19 protein-coding genes and 1 tRNA gene are annotated in these 19,379 nt (G+C 58.7%); 7 read left to right on the top strand and 13 right to left on the bottom strand.

The window, feature by feature from the left end:
• Positions 1-126 precede the first annotated feature (126 nt).
• Positions 127-1,305: a hypothetical protein gene (locus ACTHQV_RS17675; protein ID WP_440492055.1), complete on the bottom strand. Its 1,179-nt coding sequence runs from the start codon at positions 1,303-1,305 to the stop codon at positions 127-129.
• A gap of 328 nt (positions 1,306-1,633) precedes the next feature.
• Between ACTHQV_RS17675 and ACTHQV_RS17680 the strand changes: the two genes are divergently transcribed.
• The 4 genes from ACTHQV_RS17680 (at position 1,634) to ACTHQV_RS17695 (ending at position 4,390) form a co-directional block, all read left to right on the top strand.
• Positions 1,634-2,212 (top strand): recombinase family protein, encoded by a 579-nt coding sequence (locus ACTHQV_RS17680; RefSeq protein ID WP_440492056.1) that lies wholly within the window; start codon positions 1,634-1,636, stop codon positions 2,210-2,212.
• 396 nt (positions 2,213-2,608) lie between these two features.
• On the top strand, positions 2,609-3,211 hold the full coding sequence (locus tag ACTHQV_RS17685; protein WP_440492057.1) for an SOS response-associated peptidase: 603 nt from the start codon (positions 2,609-2,611) through the stop codon (positions 3,209-3,211).
• Between the two features lie 67 nt (positions 3,212-3,278).
• Positions 3,279-3,998 (top strand): hypothetical protein, encoded by a 720-nt coding sequence (locus tag ACTHQV_RS17690; protein ID WP_440492058.1) that lies wholly within the window; start codon positions 3,279-3,281, stop codon positions 3,996-3,998.
• Positions 3,999-4,201: 203 nt separating this feature from the next.
• The gene (locus ACTHQV_RS17695) at positions 4,202-4,390 is read left to right on the top strand and encodes a DUF6771 family protein (RefSeq protein ID WP_440492059.1); all 189 of its coding nucleotides are present in this window, start codon (positions 4,202-4,204) and stop codon (positions 4,388-4,390) included.
• 432 nt (positions 4,391-4,822) lie between these two features.
• Here ACTHQV_RS17695 and ACTHQV_RS17700 read toward each other — a convergent pair whose 3' ends face one another.
• Positions 4,823-5,404, bottom strand: coding sequence for a hypothetical protein (locus ACTHQV_RS17700; RefSeq protein ID WP_440492060.1), 582 nt, complete (start codon positions 5,402-5,404; stop codon positions 4,823-4,825).
• A 41-nt stretch (positions 5,405-5,445) separates the two neighbouring features.
• Here ACTHQV_RS17700 and ACTHQV_RS17705 point away from each other — a divergent pair, with 41 nt between their 5' ends.
• Positions 5,446-5,706, top strand: a complete 261-nt coding sequence (locus tag ACTHQV_RS17705) for a helix-turn-helix domain-containing protein (protein ID WP_440492061.1) — start codon at positions 5,446-5,448, stop codon at positions 5,704-5,706.
• Between the two features lie 307 nt (positions 5,707-6,013).
• On the opposite strand, the gene ACTHQV_RS17710 is transcribed toward ACTHQV_RS17705, so the two are convergent.
• Together ACTHQV_RS17710 and ACTHQV_RS17715 are read right to left on the bottom strand one after the other, a co-directional pair.
• Positions 6,014-7,492: a hypothetical protein gene (locus ACTHQV_RS17710; RefSeq protein ID WP_440492062.1), complete on the bottom strand. Its 1,479-nt coding sequence runs from the start codon at positions 7,490-7,492 to the stop codon at positions 6,014-6,016.
• 485 nt (positions 7,493-7,977) lie between these two features.
• A complete protein-coding gene (locus tag ACTHQV_RS17715; protein ID WP_440492063.1) occupies positions 7,978-8,421 on the bottom strand; it encodes a helix-turn-helix transcriptional regulator in 444 nt (147 codons plus the stop codon).
• Positions 8,422-8,442: 21 nt separating this feature from the next.
• Here ACTHQV_RS17715 and ACTHQV_RS17720 point away from each other — a divergent pair, with 21 nt between their 5' ends.
• Positions 8,443-9,642: a tyrosine-type recombinase/integrase gene (locus ACTHQV_RS17720; RefSeq protein ID WP_440492064.1), complete on the top strand. Its 1,200-nt coding sequence runs from the start codon at positions 8,443-8,445 to the stop codon at positions 9,640-9,642.
• A gap of 26 nt (positions 9,643-9,668) precedes the next feature.
• Here the strand turns inward: ACTHQV_RS17720 and ACTHQV_RS17725 are convergent.
• From ACTHQV_RS17725 to ACTHQV_RS17760, 8 genes are all read right to left on the bottom strand, one after another.
• Positions 9,669-9,751 (bottom strand) — tRNA-Leu (locus ACTHQV_RS17725).
• Between the two features lie 51 nt (positions 9,752-9,802).
• Entirely contained in the window at positions 9,803-10,678 is an 876-nt protein-coding gene (gene mmsB, locus ACTHQV_RS17730) for a 3-hydroxyisobutyrate dehydrogenase (protein ID WP_440492065.1), read from the bottom strand.
• Positions 10,679-10,689: 11 nt separating this feature from the next.
• Complete coding sequence (locus ACTHQV_RS17735) at positions 10,690-11,466, bottom strand: enoyl-CoA hydratase (RefSeq protein ID WP_440492066.1); 777 nt, start codon at positions 11,464-11,466, stop codon at positions 10,690-10,692.
• A gap of 12 nt (positions 11,467-11,478) precedes the next feature.
• Entirely contained in the window at positions 11,479-12,513 is a 1,035-nt protein-coding gene (locus ACTHQV_RS17740) for an enoyl-CoA hydratase/isomerase family protein (RefSeq protein WP_440492067.1), read from the bottom strand.
• A 139-nt stretch (positions 12,514-12,652) separates the two neighbouring features.
• A complete protein-coding gene (locus ACTHQV_RS17745) occupies positions 12,653-13,792 on the bottom strand; it encodes an acyl-CoA dehydrogenase family protein (RefSeq protein ID WP_440492068.1) in 1,140 nt (379 codons plus the stop codon).
• A complete protein-coding gene (locus ACTHQV_RS17750) occupies positions 13,789-14,181 on the bottom strand; it encodes a RidA family protein (protein ID WP_440492069.1) in 393 nt (130 codons plus the stop codon). The genes ACTHQV_RS17745 and ACTHQV_RS17750 overlap by 4 nt, the downstream gene beginning before the upstream one ends.
• The gene (locus ACTHQV_RS17755; RefSeq protein ID WP_440492070.1) at positions 14,181-15,110 is read right to left on the bottom strand and encodes a polysaccharide deacetylase family protein; all 930 of its coding nucleotides are present in this window, start codon (positions 15,108-15,110) and stop codon (positions 14,181-14,183) included. The genes ACTHQV_RS17750 and ACTHQV_RS17755 overlap by 1 nt, the downstream gene beginning before the upstream one ends.
• A gap of 5 nt (positions 15,111-15,115) precedes the next feature.
• Positions 15,116-16,645 (bottom strand): CoA-acylating methylmalonate-semialdehyde dehydrogenase, encoded by a 1,530-nt coding sequence (locus ACTHQV_RS17760; RefSeq protein ID WP_440492071.1) that lies wholly within the window; start codon positions 16,643-16,645, stop codon positions 15,116-15,118.
• Positions 16,646-16,827: 182 nt separating this feature from the next.
• On the opposite strand from ACTHQV_RS17760, the gene ACTHQV_RS17765 reads away from it, so the two are divergent.
• Complete coding sequence (locus ACTHQV_RS17765; RefSeq protein WP_440492072.1) at positions 16,828-18,051, top strand: glycoside hydrolase family 27 protein; 1,224 nt, start codon at positions 16,828-16,830, stop codon at positions 18,049-18,051.
• A gap of 58 nt (positions 18,052-18,109) precedes the next feature.
• Here the strand turns inward: ACTHQV_RS17765 and ACTHQV_RS17770 are convergent, their stop codons facing one another.
• Positions 18,110-19,201, bottom strand: a complete 1,092-nt coding sequence (locus tag ACTHQV_RS17770; protein WP_440492073.1) for a GDSL-type esterase/lipase family protein — start codon at positions 19,199-19,201, stop codon at positions 18,110-18,112.
• Between the last annotated feature and the right edge of the window lie 178 nt (positions 19,202-19,379).

Here is a 19,379-nt window from a genome sequence, read left to right on the forward strand (position 1 = left end):
TCATCGTTAGAACTTAGCGAATACAATACGTATAAAAGTAGTAAATATGTAAGTATGCCTCAATCATTACTAAACGCGGCCTTCTATCACCTTTTGTTTGTGATACAACCTACCAACATATCAATATTACATTTCAATTTGCTCACCTTCGCCTGCATCGTAATAGTTTAAACTCATCTTTTCCCTGATCGATTCTTTTATAGGAAACTTAGCATTCTCATTCCAAAAGTATTCTACCCGGTGTAACTTTGTATACGTATTATACTTATCTCTATGGGTTATAACGACAAGTCCGCTTAGCCAATTTAGCTTATCGTTTCGAAATATCCTTTCGATATTTGCTTGCAAAAACTTATTTAAATTGAAGAAATCTACGCCTGACCGTATAGATAGTAAAATTGGTACGTTACATTCTTTGACCTGACGATACTTTTGTTCGATGGCTCTTTTTAATGATTTGAAAATTTCATTGTTCAACTCTCTTGTGTGCAGCATTCTAGCTTCAATAGCAAACAGGCCCGCGTGTTCTTTGGTTGGATAATCGTACCCTAAACTTTCTACGCTTTCTCGATCTGCAAGTTTCCAACTGACCCTTAGTGGTATAGAAGCTTTGGCGTCTTTCGTAATTTGCCCGGACGGGTTTTCGGCAATTTTGTGCGCTATACGATTTACAGCCCAACTATCTAGTTGCAGATTTTTATCAGCAGGCAATTCAAACTTTACGTACCTAAGTAATTGATTTTGCTCTATTTGTTTACGTATTGCATGGTCAAGCGCATCAAATGTTTTAGAAATCGCGGTAAATTGGGAAGGTGAGAAGCTTGTCGCCTCGATCGCGATATCGCCCAATCCTGTTCTAATAGCAAAGTCCGGCGAAGGAGAGGGCTGCGACATTTTGCGCTCTTCCTCGCTTACTAGCGGCTCCCAGCTAACTAAATCGAATCTCTCGCCAAAAAGAAGACCCGTTTGTATTTCGTAGTAATGCTCGTAGAATGAACTTCTACTTTTTAGATTAATCAATTGCTCTATTTTACTAGAATATATTTGCAGGCTTCTTTTTGTAATGTGTCTATGCAGTATATAAGTAGTTTGAACAATGTCTATAAATTCTACGCGGCTGATATAATCAGCACTATCCCTCAAACCCAGTAAATATGATTTTGAAAAACCCGTGACATCTATTTCTAAGTTACTGACCAGTTCAGCCAAAGAAGAAACAGCTTCACTGTAATCCTTTTCGATATCGCCTTTCAAATCCACTTCTTTGATGAGTTCAATATCGTTTGTACCATTGCTATACGTCATTATTAGTCACCTAAAAATGATACATGCCTTTTGCTTGTGAAATCATTATTCAATTCGTATAAGTATATTTACTGTTCAGCTGGCTATGATGTCACCCTGCCTTGCAAGCGATGCAATATGTTTCGGATCATCAGTTCTACCAAAAACCCGTGTTCGTGCGAGGTACTATTGATCAAACGTCATTGGTGTTCGCCCGCCCAACAGGTCGGATTTTGTAAAGAAAACGGTCGATTCCGATACAGTGGGTAATCCTGTATCGTAAAATAGACTCGACACGGTTTCGATACGCTGACAGTATCGATGCAGGAAATCGATACGGAGTCGGGTCATGGCGCGGGTGTTTGGGTACTGCCGGGTAAGCACGGTCGATCAAACGACGGATAATCAGGTTCGCGAGATTGAAGCTGCTGGGTTCAGCATGGATACCCGTAGGATTATAACCGAAACCATATCGGGATCGGTCGCTGCCATGGAGCGCAAGGGCTTTGCCAAGCTGGTTGATCGGTTGGAAGCCGGTGACGTGCTTGTCGTAACTAAGTTGGATCGCCTAGGCCGCAATGCGACGGACGTTAGACAGACCGTTGATAGCCTTTGCGCGATTGGGGTCCGCGTACATTGCCTCGCGCTTGGTGGCGTTGACCTGTGCAGCCCCGCCGGTCGCATGACGATGCAGGTTATTGCCGCCGTGGCGGAGTTTGAACGCGATCTACTGATTGAGCGTACCCAAGCCGGGTTGCAACGCGCCAAAATGGAAGGGAAGTCCCTAGGACGCCCTAGGAGCCTTAATGATGTACAACACAAGGAAATCCTAGCGCAACGTGCCGAAGGTGTCTCCTTAGGCGTCCTAGCCGGTCGGTATGGGGTTACGCGGGCGGCGATTCAAAGGGTCGAAAAGCGGGGAAGCTAAAGGCCCATTGCGCTTATGGCGATCCTACCGCACTCATAGGGCGTAACCTTCTAAGTTGAAACGCAGATTGTTCATACGATCGTAAGAAAGGTTGGCTGCTAAGTGAGGAAACCGTTTTGCATTGTGATGGCGGCTTTGGTCGTCGGCTGTTCACCGCCTACCGTCGTGTTCGAGAACACAACGACTGTACCGGAAGTCGACGATGGGGTCGCAGCCTGTGTAAAGCGCGGAGTAGCCTATTTTAAAGAGATTGGATCGTATCCAACTTTAAAAAGTGCGCCCAATGCGGGAAAGTCGGCGGATGACGTTGCTTTGGAGCGGTGTGTTCGAACCACAACCGCATTCTAGAGGACGCAAGGGTTTATCCTTGGGAGAAGCAGTTACAAGGGTTTAGATATGTGCAACCGCTATTCCCTTTCCGTCCCTGCCGCTTCCCTGTTCCCTAGATACAACGCCAAGGAAGCCGCTAACCCGGTAGCGTTGCCAACCCCCGAACTATTCCCCCGCAAACCGGCTTATGTAATCCGCAACGCCGATGGCGTTCGCACCCTCGACGTTATGGCTTGGGGTTTCCCGATGATGACGAAGGGCAAGAGCGGTAAGGACGTTCGAAAGGACGTGACAAACGTTCGCAACTACACGTCGCCCTTTTGGCGTTCGACCTTGGCAAACCCATTGCGACGGTGCCTTGTGCCCTTCTCTGCCTTCTCCGAGTACGGTCAAATTCGTGGCGACGACGGCAAGCTACCCTTGCATTGGTTTGACGTACCATCGCAGCCAATAACCAGTTTTGCAGGGATATGGCGTCCGACCGACGAAGGCGCGGTGTTTGCTTTCCTGACAACTGAACCGAATGCGATCGTAGCCCCTATCCATCCAAAAGCGATGCCGGTGCTATTGCATCCAGAAGACGAAGAGCGTTGGCTAACGGCTCCGATGGAAGACGCGCTATCGTTGGCCGAGCCATTCCCGACGCAGCTTATGCGCGCGTTATCCTGATTTCTCGCATAAATTGCTACTCCGCAACGGCTCGATCGTACCGCCAGTGACAAAGGCTCATTGAAGCATGATTCTGAAATTAGCGGCACTAGCAAGCGCTTTGCTTGTTGCAGAAGCAGAAGAAGCGCAAACACGCTCACCACCGGTTGGATTTGGCGATTTTCGGCTTGGGGATGATTTCACAGCCGTGATTAGAACGGCCAAGCCCTCAACGTTGAACTCGTATTCTCTCGCAATTTGCGAACGCGATATGGCGATTACCGGATGTCTTTTGGGACCATCATCAAGAGAAGCCCCCGCCTACGTTCGCGACGCAATTCCTTACACTTACACGTTTAGCTTTAACAAATTGGGTAAGCTGACTGATATCGCCATCACGTTTCGACGCGAAGGTAAAATTACTGGCAATCAGTGTCTCAATATTCTTTCGACAACTGTTGATTGGGCGTCGAGTGATTTTGGTGAATTGCGGCGTCGGGGGCTACCGAGCAAAGAGACCGAAGATAGCGACCGACTTATCAAACTTACGACACGGGAAGGACGATCTTTCTGGAAAACCAAAACTGATAAGGATGGAAACTTCCTTTCAGAGTTTCTTTTTTCTAATGCTGATAGTTGGCTGAAACGCGTAGCTAACGGTAAGGAGGAACTGTACAGCCCGACTGCCTATACAAGCATTTTGGCATCATATATTGTTGTAAACAGCAAGCCGTACTGCGACGTTTCGCTTACTATAGCAGATGCTGATACCATCGAGCGCCGCGACATGAACCCGTATGACGAGTAACGCTATCGTTGAACCGTCAACGAAGCGTAGCGCTGAAACGTCGCGCTAAGGGAGGCTGGCCCGCGCCTGCAATTCGACGTCGGAGCGGACCGCGTGAACTCGGGACACCATTCCTATCACAGCAGATGCGGGTCAGGCTTTGAACCCAAATCACCTTGCGAATTGTTCCCCTTTCGTTCTACCTCGCTGTAGGAGGAAACGCCATGTTGGATTCGCAGGAAATCGTTGCAGCCGCCATCCTATCGGCACCGGGTTGGGTGAAAGTCGGTATAACCGCACCCGATGCCAAGATGCGGGTACAAGCAGCGGAAACGCTTGCCGCGCATCTTGCCGAGTATGCTGGCGAACCGTTGCCCAAACAGGATCGCAACCAACTGCCGCTCCCGCTGTGAGCCATGGTCCAACCAATCAGGTATCTGACCGATCCCAAGGACGGGACCGTTCAAGCTGAATGCCGCGAATGTGGCCGCGTTGCCCTGTTCTCGCCCTACGATTTACAGCGACATTGGGCGCGGAAGGGCTGGCGGACGGATTGGCCCGAGTTCGCGCTACGGTTGAAATGCCAATGCGGCGTGCGAAACCCGAAAGTCACATGGTCGCCATCCGCTCCGCCGCCCGACGATGACCCGCCACCGCCACGGCCACGGCCACGGCTTGCGCGACCGAAGGCATCGCAGCATTGGAAGCCTGCGGGTATCGATCAAAGCGAATGGGATAGAGCAAAGGATGATCGGGAGCGTCGTCGGCTAGTTCGCCGCGCCCGTGGCTGAACTCGATATTTCAACAATATGCATCGTCGCAAAAGATGGATTCATCGGTATAAGCTACGCTCTCCGCGAGCAATTTGTTCGCTTATCAATGAAAGCGGTATGTTCGTTCATTTGCTCCTTCCATAGATCGAACGGCAAACCAGTTTCGGGTAGTCCAACGTCTAAGTATACTGCTTTAGTTCTGGGATCGTACAAGAAGTCTTGAAAACCGACATAACCACCAAGTCGGTTCTTGGCGTTTATCTCACCAGTAAGGCAATCACCAGCCGTTGAAAAGTTCCGGTACTGCGCAGAAGCGGGATCGGAAAGCTGTCGAGCAACTGCCGACTGACCGGCTTCGATTAGGCTGCTATCGACATACGACTTGGATTTGTCACCTTCATAAACTTGAAGGTATATAAGAACTGACACCACAAATCCAATTGCAATGACTGCCGCAACATTTTTCCAAACGTGAGCCTGCCTTGGACTATCCTTATCGACAGAGGAAGGGGCAGGCCCGCTCGTCGCCGCTTGGTCCGAAAGCCGTAACCCACAAAAGCGGCACACCTTTGCTTCTGCTTTGATCGTTTCCGCACAATCTGGACAAGCAATTTCATCTACCATGTGTACGCCCCCTGCTTTGGCGCTTTCCACACGGTTTCTGTGTAGCGGTCAATAGCTGCGACTGCCGCCGAATGGCGGCGAAACCATCATCCCGGAACAAAGGCTTTGCCGATACCCGCTATCGGGCGCTGGTCGCGCGGCTGGTCGACGCCCGGAAGGCAGCCGGGTTTAGTCAGACTGCGCTTGCCAAGCTTCTTGGCAGGCATCAGCAGTTCGTCAGCCGGTACGAAATCGGGGAGAGGCGGCTGGATGCGGTCGAATTCATTGACATCGCCCGAGCGTTAGACCTCGATGCCGGAACGCTATTATCGGAAGTACCGATATCGCGCTAATCAATAGTCGAACGTGACCTTATAGAAATGACGAACCCTTAGAAAAAAACGTCTTTTCAGTCATTGTAGTCCGACCTGACGACGGCACATTGATGCGATCCTCTCACCGGGCCGGATGTTCCATGGAGTACGGATCAAGTGCATCACCCTTACTATAGATACTATGGGATTGAATACCGCTAGAAGCCCCGTAGAAGCCCGTACAGCACACGCCGGAGTCATTGGCTACTTAGTAGCCAAAATTGCAACTTGGCTCTGTAGGTGCCATTTACGGGGCATAGCGGGCATATAACCCTGGCCCCCAACCTCACTTCGACTTAAGCTTCGGCTTTACGCCGATCCGTCGTTCAAAACAGCGGGACAGGACATCATAAGCGATCGCCGCATCGGATTGCTTACAAATAATCGAATCATGCACCGGTAACGCGACCACACCGTGGACAGTGCATAGTTCGTGGACAGCATCGACAACAGCTTGGCTTTCCTCAAACTGCAAAATGCCCCAATTGATGCCCTCGCTGCCGATCTTATCGAGTGCCGGAAAATACGGAAGCACTGACTTCTTCATCAGCTTGATGGGCCAGTCGCTACCGAGTTTTCCGGTATACGCGCCTCCCTCGGCGAGAACGCCATCTTTCAGCCTGTTAGGCTTTGCCTTCGTTCCGTCGCGAGCATAGTCCTTGATAGCGTCGCTAGGCCAATTACCCAGCGGCTTGCCGTTTCCCAACGACGCATTCACGTAAAGCTTTACGATCGCGCGCGGAACACCGGGGACCGCATACAGGTCACCAGTAGCGGGTACAGGCAAACCCAGCCTCGCCATGGCGATGGTTAGATGGCTTGACGAAATATCCAACTCAACGACGCGTTCACCGTCAATCGTCATCTTCGAACGCTCGTCGCCACTCAATTGTTGATAGCCGCCGCCGATCGAGAAAAGCCGCCCGCCCCTGTCGTAATCTACGCCAGCTAGGTCGCCTTGGTTGAAGATACGCCGGAAGCTGATGTGGACAGCACTGATAGTAGCACTGGCAATCACCGCGTTGATCTCGTCCACCTGTCGCGCAAACGCCGTGACCTTTGGATTTTCGTGATCAACCTTCATCTTTTTACCGACGATCTTGTGTCCGAATACTCCGGGTCGCCGCTTTGTCGATGCGCGCAGTTGAATTAAGTGACCGATATCCGAACAGAGCGGAGCATGACGGAAGTGCGCCTGGAAATCGCTACCATCAATCCCGTAGGCCTTCGCCAGATCAAAGAACGCCTTCGTCGGGTGGAAGCGAGTAGCCTTGCCCTTGAAGCCAATAGCAAAATCCATCCGCCCCGGCTCGACAGTTAGCATCCCTTGCTCGACTAACGCCCTATATGCCTTCTTGAACGGTCCATAGCGCACGACGCCGTCAGCAAACGTCGTAGCCCCAATAGACCGGTAAAGGTATGCATCGGGGCTTTCATTCGCTGCACGCATCAAATCGGCAACGATGATGCCGAGCGCCCTTTGCGCCGGACCTTTTGCCCCACGGTTCGACTGCTGAAAGCCTGCGACTAGCTTTCCGACAAAGGCCTTAGCAGCATCCGAGTAAGGTTCATGCATTAGCGCCATAAATAGGCCGTCGTCATCGCTCCTGCCTTTGCCGGGGGAGGCATCGTCATCGGTCGTGCGCTCCACACCGGGACGAACGCTAGGCACGCCCTTGCCAAGATTAGCCATCATCGAAAGTACGCGCGCCTTAAGCTTTTCGCTTTCAGTCTCTTTCATTCTTCGATCCAACGCGAGCAGCATCGCTTTGAGGTCGGCATGAATGAACCGTTCTCAAATCGATACTATAATGGGAAAAGGGAAAAGGGTTGAGCGGGGGGGGGTGTTGTGACTGGTTGGTGTTTTTTTCTATGTATACTAATTAAGTTTGTCTTTGCTATCGAGCCATAGGAAAAGACAATCCAATAATAACTAACTACCCATATCTTAAATTATATTTACTGTTGTGAACCTATTATAATGCATTCGTTAACATAAGCAGCCATTTTATCACTATTTTACATATATAAAGATTTGTGATAATCCGCACGACAAGTAACTTAATAAAAAAATCAAATATAGGACGGAGCAAGGCACTTTACCGTTACTATTTCTAAAGACATATGGCGTCAGAAACATACCTTACGCAGTTTCGGTCAAGGGAACATACAAACTCACGCTGTGAATTTTTCAATCACCTTGAACGATACTTATGACCATTCAGCATATTCTAATCTGCAATAGAAAGTTCATTCCCGCTGTCCGATGAACGCTTTAAGCGCGGATAGCCGGTAAAAGCGCCGCCCTCCGACCTTAAGGCTCGCTGGACCAATGCCTCGCCGATGCCAGTCAGCTAACGTCGATTGGGCGACGCCAAGATATTGTGCAGCCTCCGCTCGCGTCAGGCGACCTTCGACGCCCTTTACAGCGTCTCCCAGACCGATTTTAGGCATACCCCGCTCCTCCGTTAATCGAGAGCAACAAAATATGCTCAATCCTTGCCTCGTCAAGCACTTGCTGGATTCTAATTTGCTGTCCTGCAAGAATTTAGAAAGTCTAAAATTTATGAATTTGAAATTACTGTGATTTTCACGCTTCGCCGAGTCAAATTTATTTGTTTTCGTACCAGAAAGTAATTTACGAGAAGTACGGTGTATTCGAATCATTGACTCCCCAAGCACCATCGACATCATGGCCTACGAAAGGAGCATGGTGTGTCTCTCAAATTTACTCGCCTCACACGACCGGAAATCAAACGGCTGACGGCAGGTGCATCCATCAACGAACACGGCATCACAGTGACCGGGTTGAGGGGCGGCGATGTCCGGTTCGCCGTAAATATCATGGTGGACGGGCGTCGGATTCACCACGCCATTGGGAAGGCAAGCGAGGGGGTCACTCGTAAGCAGGCGGAGGACGCTATCGAAGTGTTTCGCACCCGCGCCCGGGAAGATCGCCTTCGTTTGCCGACAGGTCGAAAGACGCACCGCATGTTTGAGGAAGCCGCCACGGGCTACCTTCAACGGTTGGAACAAGGCACCGGGAAGAACCTGCCTGCGAAGCGCCGACAGCTTGTCACGCATTTGATCCCAGCATTCCGCAAGCACCGGGCGGACAAGATCACCACGCAAATGGTGCAAAGCTATGTGCGGGATCGCACGTCCACTGGTGCTGCACAGGCGACGGTGAACCGCGAACTTGCCACCCTTTCACACCTCTTCAAACGCATGATTGAATGGAAGTGGATCAAGGCGGAGGATGCTCCGGTAGTGTCCAAGGGTGCGGAGCCGCCCAAGGCAATTACTGTCCTTAGCGACGCGGATGCAGCGTCCCTACGGAATGCCGCGATCGGGGATCAAGACGGACTGCTCCACCTGTTTGTTGAATTTGGCTTGGGCGCAGCAATGCGACACGGCGAAATTCTACGCGTCCGGTACGATCAGATCGATTTTGACGCTCGGCGAATTTACCTTGCGAGGGCAAAAGCAGGAGCGCGCGTACAACCCATTACGCCAAACCTCGCCGCCCATATTGCCGCTGCACGCGAGCGAGCGACGGACAAGGCAGGATGGGTCTTCCCGTCGCAGCGCAAGGGCGCAGACGCAACGCATCGCCTTAGTATGGCAAAGCAGTTCAAACGGGCCGTGGAGCGCGCGGGCCTATCCCCGCGACGGGTCACACCGCACGTCATGCGACATACGGCTATCACCCGGGTGGTGCAGGCAGGCGTTGACCTACCGACGATCCAAAAAATTAGCGGACACAAAACGCTGCTTATGGTCATGCGCTACGTTCACATCCACGGTACCCACATCGACAACGCCATCAGTGCGCTCGACGCTTGCCTCTCCGAGTCGATTACACCGGAATTACCACTGGTTACCCAAACCACCCTCCACGATCGAGCCGCTTAACGCCAAAAATGGCTGAAAAGCGGGCCTACGGACGGCGGGGGTCGAACCCGCACTCCCAAAGGGAAGCGGATTTTAAGTCCGCTGCGTCTACCGATTTCGCCACGTCCGCGTGGGGGAAGGCGCGTTCCAAGCGGATCGACGCTTCCCCGTCAAGCCGCTGCTATCGCAACGTCTGGATGATTCCCGAGAAATCGGTCGCGGCATGGCCTTCCTCGACGAAGCGGGCATAGAGTTCCGCCGCCCGTGCGCCCATCGGGGTGTCGGCCCCCGCCGCGGCCGCCGCCTGCATGGCGAGGCGGAGGTCCTTGAGCATCAGCGCGGCGGCGAACCCGCCCTGGAACCCGCGATCGGCGGGCGTTTCCGGGCCGACGCCCGCCACCGGGCAATAGCTGGTCATCGACCAGCATTGCCCCGAACTGACCGACGAGATGTCGTAAAAGGTCTGCGCGTCCAGGCCCAGCTTCTCGGCCAGCGCAAAGACTTCACAGGTCGCGATCATCGATGCACCGAGCAGCATGTTGTTGCACATCTTCGCCGCCTGCCCCGCACCGTTCGCACCGGCATGGATCACCGCCTTGCCCATATCCTCGAGGAACGGCGCAGCCTTGGCGAACGCCGCCGCGCTGCCACCGACCATGAAGGTCAATGCGCCGGCATTGGCGGCGGCGATCCCGCCCGATACCGGTGCGTCGACCGCCTGCAACCCTTTCGCACGGGCGGCTTCGGCCACCTGTCTTGCGGTATCGACGTCGATCGTCGAACAATCGATCAGCACCGCGCCGGTATCGACGACATCGAACAATGCCTCGGCATAGATTTGCGCGACATGCGTGCCGGCGGGCAGCATCGTCACGACTGCCTGTGCGCCGCTCGCCGCCTCGATCGCATCGGCGACCGGCAGGCACCCCGCCGCCTTCGCCCGCGCCAGCGCGTCGGCGGACAGGTCGAAGGCGCGGACGTCATGCCCCGCCTTCGCCAGATTGGCCGCCATGCCGCCGCCCATATTGCCGAGACCGATGAAGCCGATCCGTGCCATGCTGGTCTCTCCTACCGCCCGGCCCAGTTGCCGGGCCGCTTTTCGACGAAGGCGGTCATGCCTTCCTTCTGGTCGGCCGTGCCGAACAGGCCGTGGAATAGGCGCCTTTCGAACTGGACCCCTTGCGCCAAGGTCGTATCGAACGCGGCGTTGACCATTTCCTTGTTCGCCTTGACCGCCAGCGGCGCCATGGCGGCGATGGTCGCGGCAGTCTTCACCGCCTCCTCGACCAGAGCGTCGGCGGGGACGATCCGCGCGACTAGGCCGCAGCGCTCGGCCTCCTCAGCGCCGATCATGCGACCGGTCAGGCACATCTCCATCGCCTTGGCCTTGCCCACCGCGCGCGCCAGCCGTTGCGATCCGCCCATGCCCGGCGTCACGCCCAGCTTGATCTCGGGCTGACCGAACTTCGCGGTATCGGCGGCCAAGATGAAGTCGCACATCATCGCCAGCTCGCAGCCACCGCCCAGCGCGAAACCGGCAACGGCGGCGATGACCGGCTTGCGGGTGCGGGTGAAGGCGTCCCAGCCGCTGAAATGGTCGCCGCCATACATGGCGGCGAAGTCCATTTCCTGCATCTCCTTGATATCCGCCCCGGCGGCGAACGCCTTGGCCGATCCGGTGATGACCACGCAGCCCTGCCCCGCATCGGCATCGAACGCCCGCATCGCATCGAGCAATTCGGACAGGATCTGCGCATTCAGCGCGTTCAACGCCTGCGGCCGGTTGAGCGTCACCAGCGTCACCGCGTCGCGCTTCTCGACCAGGATGGTTTGATAGTCGGGCATGCTATTCCCCAATCAATATGGCTGCCATTCGTCCGCTTCGCCGAGCGGTGCGAAGATCCGGTCGATCATATGATCGCTGACCGCGTCCGGCGTTGCCGGGTTCCATTTCGGCGCGTGATCCTTGTCGACGATCACCGCGCGGACCCCCTCGACGATGTCGGGCCGCTGGACGATGCGGGTGACGACCGCATATTCCTGCCGCATCTCGTCTTCGAAGGTCGGCATGGTCTTGCCGTCGAGCAGCAGTTTCAACGACACCTTGCACGACAGCGGCGAACGCTGGTGCAGCGTCGCCAGTTGCGTGCTCGCCCAGTCCGATCCGTCGGCTTCCAACGCCGACAGGATTTCCTCGAAATCGTCGCTTGCGAACAGGCGGTCGATCGCCTCGCGCTGCGTCAGGATTGCCGCTTCGCCGGGCGTGGTCGCGTGGTCGGCCAGGATCGTCTCGGTCGCGAGCGGATCGGCGGCGATGGCACGCTTGATGTCGTCCAGCGCGCCGGCCGGCAACAGATGCGTCGCGAGGCCGAGCGCCAGCATCTCGCTCCCGTCCAGCCGCGCGCCGGTCAGCGCCAGATATTGCCCGATCCGGCCCGGCAGCCGCGACAAATACCAGCCGCCGCCGACATCGGGGAACAGGCCGATCGCGGTTTCGGGCATGGCGAAACGGGTGTTCTCGGTCGCAACGCGGACCTTGCACGGCTGCGAAATGCCGACGCCGCCGCCCATCGTCACCCCGTCCATGACCGCGATGGTCGGCTTGGCATAGGTGAACAGCCGGTGGTTCAGCCGATATTCGGTCGCGAAGAAGGCGCGTGCCGCCGCGCCGTCACCGGCGCTGCTGTCGGCGATCAGGCGGATGTCGCCGCCCGCGCAAAAGCCGCGTCCCTGGGCGTGATCGATCAGGATCGCATGGACCGACAGGTCGTCGCGCCATGCCTCCAGCGCGGCGAGCATCGCCTCGCACATGTCGAGGTTGAGCGCATGGAGGGCTTTGGGTCGGTCGAGCCGAATGCGACCGAGATGGTTGTCGACAGAGGTAAGGATCACCCCAAATCCTCCCCGCTGGCGGGGAGGGGGACCAGCGAAGCTGGTGGAGGGGGCGTGCCGCAATCGTAGCCTTGGCGGAGCAGGACGCCCCCCTCCACCATGCTGCGCATGGTCCCCCTCCCCGTGCCCGGGAGGATCTTCACTTCACCAGCTCCCGCCCCACGATCATCCGCATCACCTGGTTCGTTCCTTCCAGAATCGAATGCACCCGCAGGTCGCGCCAGAAGCGTTCGATCGGATAGTCCATCAGATAGCCATAGCCGCCATGCAGCTGCAGCGCCTGATCGACCACCTTCGATCCGGTGTCGGTGGCGAAGCGTTTCGCCATCGCGGCGAAGCGCGTCTTGTCGGGGGCGTTCGCGGTCACCTTGGCAGCGGCGGTGTAGAGCAGCGCGCGTGCCGCCTCCAATTCGGTCGCCATGTCGGCCAACGTGAACTGCGTGTTCTGGAAAACGGCTACGGCCTTGCCGAACTGCTGGCGCGCCTTGGTATAAGTGATCGCCTCGTCGAGGCAGCGCTGCGCCCCGCCTAGCGAACAGGCGCCGATGTTCAAGCGCCCGCCGTCCAGCCCCTGCATCGCGATCGAAAAGCCCTGCCCCTCGGCCCCGACCAAATTGGCGGCGGGCACGCGGACGGAATCGAGGATGACCGCCCGCGTCGGCTGCGAATGCCAGCCCAGCTTGCGTTCGTTCGCGCCGAACGAGACGCCGGGCATGTCCCGCTCGATCAGCAGGCACGAAATGCCCTTCGGCCCGTCGCCGCCGGTGCGGACCATCACGAGGTAGACGTCGTTGTCGCCTGCGCCCGAAATGAACTGCTTGGTGCCGGTGACGATATAGTCGTCGCCGTCGCGCACCGCCTTGGTCTTCAGCGCCGCCGCGTCCGATCCCGAGGACGGCTCGGTCAGGCAGTAGCTGGCGAGCTTGTCCATCGTCACGAGGTCGGGGAGGAAGCGCGCCTTCAGTTCGGCCGAGCCGAATGCGTCGAGCATCCACGCCGCCATATTGTGGATCGAGATGAAGGCGGATGTCGACGGACAGCCATAGGCCATCGCCTCCATGATCAGCGCCGATTCCATGCGGCCGAGTCCGATCCCACCCGATTCCTCGGACACGTAGATGGCGGCAAAGCCCAGTTCCGCCGCCTGCTTGATCGTGTCGCGCGGGAAGATGTGCTTCTCGTCCCATTCGGCGGCATGGGGGGTGATCGCGTCGGCGGTAAAGCGACGCGCCAGTTCCTGAATCTCACGCTGGTCGTCGGTCAGATCGAACGGGTTCACGCTTCACTCTCCACTATCGCTTCGGCCTCGATCTCCACCCGCCATTCGGGACGGAGAAGTGCGGCCACCACCAGCATCGTCGCGGCGGGCCGCACGTTGCCGAACAATTTCCCATGTACCTGCCCCACCGCCTCGGCATCGGCCGGATCGATCAGGTACATGCGGGTGCGGACGACATCATCGATCCGGCCGCCCAGTTGCGCGATCGCCTGCGCAATGATGGCGAAGCAGCGCTGGGCCTGCGCGGCGGCGTCGCCTGGCGTGCTGCTGCCATCCGGTTCGACCGGCGCGGTGCCCGACACGAAGATCCGGTCGCCCACGCGCAAGGCGCGCGCGAAACCGATCGTCGCTTCGTAGGGGGACGCTGAAGCGCTATGCCGACGCACCATCATTTGCCCTCATGCAACACGCGCTGCCGGAACAGCGGATCGGCGATCGATAGCGTATTGCGTTCGTACCAGCGCGGTGCCGGCACCCCCTTCTCCCACGCAACCGCTTCCAGCAAATTGCCCTGTGCCGATAGCGTATCGGGATGCAGCTTCGCGATCGGATCGCGATAGGCGGCATCGGCGGTCACGATAGTCCAGCCCTTCGCCCGCAGCGCCGCGACCAGATCGGCGATCCAATAGGCGGCAAGGTCGGTTTCGTGCAGCAGCATCACCTGCACCGGCCGCCGTCCCAGTGCCTGTTCGGCCAGACGATCGGCGAATTCGGCGGACTCGACATGCGTCTCGACATACAGGTCGCGTAAGCCGGCCATGTCGATCGGCTTGCCGGCCTTGCGCGCTTGCGTGGTCAGGTTCTCGATATTCCAGTCCGATCCGTCGACCGTGACATAGCCGTTCGACAGCCCGCGTGCGGCCAGCCCGGTGCGGACCGCGTCGCGCTTCGTCTTGTCGGTGCCACCTTCGTCGAGGAACGGGAAGCGATACCATGGCCGCAGCCCGCGCCGCCCCTTCAGCCAATCCCCCGCCCGGTCGATATCGGCCAGATAGGCTTGCGCCGTCATCGATTTCAGCGCCGGATGGGTGAAGCTGTGATTGGCGATCACATGGCCGGCGGCGACATAGGCGGCAATCCGCTGCTCCCCGCCCGCGCCGTCGGGAGCGGCAAGGTTACCGGGCACGACGAAGAATGCCGCCTGCCGCACCTTCGCCTTGCGCAAGCCCGCGATGATGCGGGCCGTACGCTCCTCGGGCGTCAGGAACGGCCCGCGCGCACGCGGCGCGTCGTCGAACGTCAGAGCGATCCGTTTCTGGGCTTCGGCCGGCATCGCCACCAGCAACGCCGCCAGAACCGCCACCAGCCACCGCTTCATACCGATCACCCCATCGTCGGAATGACGAACGCGTCCTGCATTCGGGCAGCACCACCATCCTCGGCCTGGGTGCCCAGCGCCGATCCGTCGGGCCAGCGTTGGGTGATCGTCTTCACCTTGGTCCAGAAGCGCACGCCTTCCTCGCCATGCTGGTTCACGTCGCCGAACGCGCTGCGCTTCCACCCGCCGAAACTGTGATAGGCGACCGGCACGGGGATCGGCACGTTGATGCCGACCATACCCACGTTGACGCGCGCGGCGAATTCGCGCGCGGCATGGCCGTTGCGCGTGAAGATCGCGACGCCGTTGCCGTATTGATGTTCGCTCGGCAGGCGGACGGCGCTTTCGAAATCGGGCGCGCGGACGATCTGGAGCACGGGACCGAAGATTTCCTCGCGATAGGATTCCATCTGCGGCGTCACATGATCGAACAGCGTCGGGCCGATGAAGAAGCCGCGCTCATGCCCCTGTAGGCTGAACCCGCGCCCGTCGACGACCAGTTCGGCACCTTCGTCGACACCCTTGGCGATCCAGCCCTCGACCCGCGCCTTGTGCTGAGCATTTACCACCGGGCCGTAATGCGCATCGGGATCGGTCGATACGCCGACACGTAGCGCCTCGATCGCGGGGATCAGCTTTTCGCGCAAGCGGTCGGCGGTCTTGTCGCCGACCGGCACCACCACCGGCAGCGCCATGCAGCGCTCGCCCGCCGAACCGAAGGCCGCACCGGCAAGGTCGGCGACGACCTGATCGAGATCGGCGTCGGGCATGACGATGCCGTGGTTCTTGGCCCCGCCCATTGCCTGCACGCGCTTGCCGGCCGCGACGCCGCGTTTGTAGACATAATGCGCGATGTCGCTCGACCCGACGAAGCTGACCGCGCCGATCGCCGGATGGTCGAGGATCGCATCGACCACCGTCTTGTCGCCATGCACGACCTGCAGGATGCCGTCGGGAGCGCCCGCTTCGAGCAGCAGTTCGGCAAGGCGCACCGGCACCGACGGATCGCGTTCGCTGGGCTTCAGGATGAAGGCGTTGCCGCAGGCGATGGCGACGCCGAACATCCACATCGGGATCATCGCCGGGAAATTGAACGGGGTGATGCCCGCGCCGATGCCGATGGGTTGCCGCATCGAATAGACGTCGATGCCGGGGCCGGCGCCCTGCGTGTAATCGCCCTTGAGCAGATGCGGTACGCCGCAGGCGAATTCGATGACGTCGAGGCCGCGCTGGATATCGCCCCGGGCATCGGCGACGACCTTGCCATGCTCGCTCGACAGGAGTTCGGCGAGCGAGTCCATGTTGGACTCGACCAGTTGCTTGAACGCGAACAGGACGCGGGCGCGCTTCTGGGGATTGGTCGCGGCCCAGCCGGGTTGCGCCGCCTGTGCGGCCATGACCGCGCGGTCGAGATCGGCCGCCGTGCCGAGGCGAACATGCGCCTGTACCTCGCCGCGATTGGGGTCGAAGACGGCGCCGGTCGCACCGTCCGCATTGGCCGAACCGCCCGCGATCACATGATCGATGACCCGCATATGCTCTCCTGTCGGTCGCGGCGGCCGGTCTGATGCCGACTCATCCGCGTGTAATTTTATTGCTTTTGGCATAGGCGCACAGAGGGGGCAATCGTCGGAAGTTGGCGAAGGTGCCACGTAGCGGTTGACTCCAACCAATAATTAATATGACAAATAGCGAAATTATTATTGGGAGGTTGGGAATGGTATGGCGGATCGTCGCACTGCTGCTTGCGGCGCTGTTTGCGGTGCAGCCGGCCGTGGCGCAGGAGGTGCTGGATACCGATCCCAATTTCCTGGCGCCGTCCAAGGATCCGAAGCGGATGGCCAACGGACTGGCGGTGACGCCGCCAATGGGTTGGAACAGCTGGAATAAATTCGCCTGCAACGTCAACGAACAGGTGATCCGCGCCACCGCCGATGCGATCGCGGCGAACGGAATGCGACAAGCGGGCTACGAATATGTCGTCATCGACGATTGCTGGCATGGCAGCCGCGACGCCAATGGCTTCATCACCGAGGACCGGCAGCGCTTCCCGAGCGGGTTGAAGGCGCTGGGCGACTATATCCATGCCAAGGGATTAAAGTTCGGCATCTATTCGGACGCGGGCACCAAGACGTGCGGCGGGCGGCCGGGCAGCCAGGGGCATGAATATCAGGACGCGATCCAATATGCGCGCTGGGGCGTCGATTATTTGAAATATGACTGGTGCTCGACCGGCGTGCGCAATGCCGAGGAAGCCTATGCCACCATGGCGGACGCGTTGAAGGCGAGCGGACGCAACATCTTGTTTTCGCTGTGCGAATGGGGGAATTCGCGGCCATGGCTATGGGCGTCGAAGATCGGCAACATGTGGCGCACGACCGGCGACATCACCGACAAATGGGTCGGCCGGCACGGCCATAGCTGGGGCGTGGCGTCGATCGTCGACATGAACGAACCGCTCTGGCCCTATGCCGGTCCGGGGCATTGGAACGACCCCGACATGCTCGAAGTTGGCAATGGCGGGCTGACCGACGCCGAATATCGGGCGCATTTCTCGCTCTGGGCCTTGATGGCGGCGCCACTTATCGCCGGCAACGACGTCGCCACCATGTCACAGGCCACGCGCGACATCCTGCTCAATCGCGAGGTGATCGCGGTCGATCAGGATACGCTTGGCCAGCAGGGTCACCGGGTGTCGCGCGACGGCACCAGCGAGGTGTGGGTCAAGCCGATGGCCGATGGCGGGCGGGTGTTGCTGTTGTGGAACCGCGGCGAGGCGCCGGCGCGGATCACGGCGGAGTGGACCGCGCTGGGCTTGCCCGCGTCGGTGCGGCTGAAGGCGCGCGACCTTTGGGCGCATCGCGATCTGGGGCGGCTGGCTGGGCGCTATGCGGCGGAGGTCGCGCCGCATGGGGTGGTGATGGTACGTTTGCTGCCCTGATTTGGCCGGTTCGATCGAGCCTCGCGAGGCCCCAGCCTTCGCTGGGGCGACGATTGGGTCAGCGACGTTTCCATACATCCGGCCGCGCATCGATCGCGCTGCCGATCGCGGCGGCGATCTTGGCGTCATCGGTGAGGTCGGGGTGATAGTGGCAGCCGCCGAAATTGAGGCCGGTGACCGGCACGACCGCGAGGCGGGTTTCGCCGGTGGCGCGGAGCTTGGTCGCGACCTGCTGTACTTCGCGGGTGATTTCGCCATCGGCGAGGTCGGTTGCCCATAGCACGAAGAAGGCGTTCGGGTCGCGACGGCGCAGGCTTTGGACGAAGGCGACATAGCGCGCCTCGTAATCGGCGTGCAGCGCGGCGCGGTCGGCCCAGCGTTCGCCGGGTTTGAGCGGGGTCGAGAAGTCGTTGGTGCCGAGCGCGATGACGATGACCTGCGGACGCCAGTTCGCGTCATCGGCGGGCGTCTTCGCGTCGAACAGCGCATAGGGATAGGCCTGCGGCACGGTCGGCGCGGCGAAACCGCCATAGTTGCGGACGATGCCGCGCCCGGAAATGGCGTTGACGCAGGTGTCGGCGGCGTAGCGTTGGCCGAGACGGCCGGCGATCCCCTGCGACGTGTCGGTGGTTTCCCACACCTGCGCCTCGGTACAGTCGCGGCTGGTCGAGGTGTTGCCATAGCCGACGGTGTGCGAGTCGCCGATGAACTCGATGCGGCGGGCGGCGGCTTTCGGGGCCGGCAGGGGCGTGGTGCCGGTCGGGGCGAAGAGGCCGCCGAGGGTGGTCGCGCCGGCCTGCGATTCGCTGACCACGGCGATGCGCAGGCGGTGGCGGCCGGCGGTCGGCGCGGTGATGCGGTAGCGGTCGGGTTTGGGGCGGACCAGTGCGACCGGGGCGCCGCCGTCGAGGATGATGCGCAGCGATACGTCGCCGGGGCCGATATTCAGGTCGACGGCGCGCCCCCTGAACGCGGCGTCGAGATAGGTGCCGGGCCATTGGCGTTGGTAGCCGGCGCCGGTGGGGACGACGCGGCCGCCGATGTGGAGCGGGACCGGCCGGGTTGCGGTTTCGGTGGTGGGGGTAATGGTCTGGGCCGGAGCAGTGGCGGGGAGGGTCAGTAGCAAAGCGGCGATCAGGGGGCGGGACATGGTGGCATCCTCGTAGCTTGGCGTACCCCGGTATAGGCAGGGGTTCAGGGTTTCTTACAAAGACCGTTGTTTTGCTTGGCTCTGGGCCCCCGCCTGCGCGGGGGCACGGGTCGCATGGAAGACCGAGGTTATGGCAGGAGCCGGTTGATGCCCCAGCCTTCGCTGGGGCGACGTAACA

It is taken from the genome of Sphingomonas sp. SAFR-052 (assembly GCF_051965015.1).
Taxonomy (GTDB): domain Bacteria; phylum Pseudomonadota; class Alphaproteobacteria; order Sphingomonadales; family Sphingomonadaceae; genus Sphingomonas.